At 74.3% G+C, this 2,042-nt stretch carries 1 protein-coding gene and 1 pseudogene; both read right to left on the bottom strand.

The genetic code is table 11. From position 1 onward, the window contains the following. A partial coding sequence (locus tag I9P22_RS24045; RefSeq protein WP_199262733.1) for an SLC13 family permease occupies positions 1-1,514 on the bottom strand: 1,514 nt, incomplete at its 3' end. Positions 1,515-1,565: 51 nt separating this feature from the next. Beyond that, positions 1,566-2,042: pseudogene (locus tag I9P22_RS24040) on the bottom strand (anti-sigma factor family protein); the annotation flags it as partial.

Genomic DNA, 2,042 nt, shown 5'->3' with positions numbered 1-2,042 from the left:
ACGGCGGCAGGGGCCGGCGGCGGGTTCAGCGCCACGGCGGGGGCGACCAGCGTGGCCGCGGGGACGGGGCGCGGCGGCGCCTCGGCCCGCATCATCCGCAGCTGCGCCGGCCAGACCAGCAGCGCAAAGCCGATCAGCAGCGCGGCAACCAGCGGCGCCAGCGGCAGCGCCAGCCGCATCAAGTCGGCCTGGACGAAACCCGCGCCCTCGGCATTGCCGAAGATCGCCACCGGCTTGGCCGAAGCCATCATGCTTTGGCAAAACCCGGTGCCCATGACCGCGACCAGAATCAGCAACGCCGGATCATGCCCCAGCCCGGCCAGCGGCAGCGCCACCGCCGGGATCAGCACCGCCGCGCGGGCCGAACGCGAGGTGATCGCCAGATGCGCCGCGACTGCCACTACGGCCAGCAGCCCCGCGACCGCCGGCAGGCTGCCGGCCAGGTCCGGCGGCAGCGCAGCCAGCGCATGGCCGGCCAGCCAGCGGTCGGCGCCGGTTGCGGTCATCGCCTGGGCGATCAGCACCGTGGCGGCCATGTAGAGCAGCAGCTCGACATCCACGGTGCGAAAGATCTCCTTGGGCTTGCGGCGGGTGAAGGGCGGCGTCAGCAGCAGCAGCGCCCCGGCCAGCGCCACCAGCGCCATGCCGATGCCGTGCAGGTCCGCCGTCAGCCACAGCACCACGACCAGCGCCAGCACCGCGCCGATGCGGCTCTGGCGGCGGCGGGTGGCGGCATCCGGCCACGGCGTCTCGATCCGCGGCAGCGGCGCCATCAGCGCCGAACGCGGCACGAACAGCCACAGGATCAGCGCCGCGCCCGCCAGGCTTGCCGCCAGCGAGAACGGCAGGCCGAGCGCCGCCCAGCCGAGATAGCCCAGATGCAGCCCGGTGGCGCTGCGGATCGCCTCGACCGCCAGCAGATGCGCCCCGGCCCCGATCAGCGAGGCGCCGGCAGACAGCAGGATCACCGTGGGAAACAGCAGCGCCAGCGGCCGGGCCAGCCGCGGATCGGGCAGCACGGCAGCGATGGCGGCAAAGACCGGCAGCAGCAAGGCCGCCCGGCCCGAGGTCGAGGGCAGCACGAAGGCCGTGGCCGCAATCGCCAGGGTCAGCACCAGCGCGAAGGGTGCGAAGCGCATGCCCCGGCGCAGCAGCGGCGCCACCAGCCGCTCGGTCAGCCCGGCCTCCTTGGCCACTGCGGCGATCACGAAGGCCGAGAGCAGCAGCCAGATCAGCTCGTTGCCGAGCGCGGCGAAAAGCTGCGCCTCGCTCAGCACCCCGCCCAGCATCAGCGCCAGCACAGCGGCCAGCGCCACCAGCGATTCGGGGATGCGCGTGCCGACCCAGCCCAGGATCGCCAGCGCCGAGACGGCCAGCGCGACGCGCGGCGGCTGCGCCAGGGCGCCGGGCAGGCAGGCGGCGGCGACGATCAGCCCGGCCAGCGCCGCCAGCACGACATGGCGCCGGCGGGGCAGCGGCAGGGCGGGGATCTGTGCAAGCGTTCGGGCGGTCATCGCGGTTCTCCTGTTGCGGTTTCGCGACAGGATTACGACGCCGCGCCGGATCTATTCCCTCAGCGCCTGCGCCTCTTCCTCGGGGGTCATCGGCTGGCCGGCGCCGATCGCCGCCAGCGCCGCGTCGATCGAGCCCTCGCCCGAGGCGGGGCGGTAGTCGGCACCCGCATCGGTCGCAGTGGCGGCAAACCGCTGCTGCCAGCCGGCAGCGCCGCGGCAGGCCAGGACGATGCGCTGCGCATCGCCCCGCGCGGTCTCGTATTCGCGGCAAAGCTCGCCATTCGCGGCCCGAAACGAGGCGATCATCGCCAGTTCGCCGCCATCCGCCAGCGGCTGCACCTCCCCCGAGGCGAGGCTTTCCAGCGCCGCCAGTTCCGCCTCGGCAAGACCCGCGGGCACAGGCTCGGGCCATTGCCACCAGCCGATGCCGATGGCCACCACGGCGGCCGAGGCCGCCGCCGCGATCCACGGCCGGCGGTTGAGATTGGCGGGCCGGGGCAGCGCGGCCGGCGTGGCGGCGGTGGGCTT

Origin of the sequence: Paracoccus binzhouensis, assembly GCF_016446475.1 — a bacterium.
GTDB classification, from domain to species: domain Bacteria; phylum Pseudomonadota; class Alphaproteobacteria; order Rhodobacterales; family Rhodobacteraceae; genus Paracoccus; species Paracoccus binzhouensis.
The sequence above is the reverse complement of the archived record's forward strand: the minus strand, read 5'-3'. Positions and strand labels throughout refer to the sequence as shown.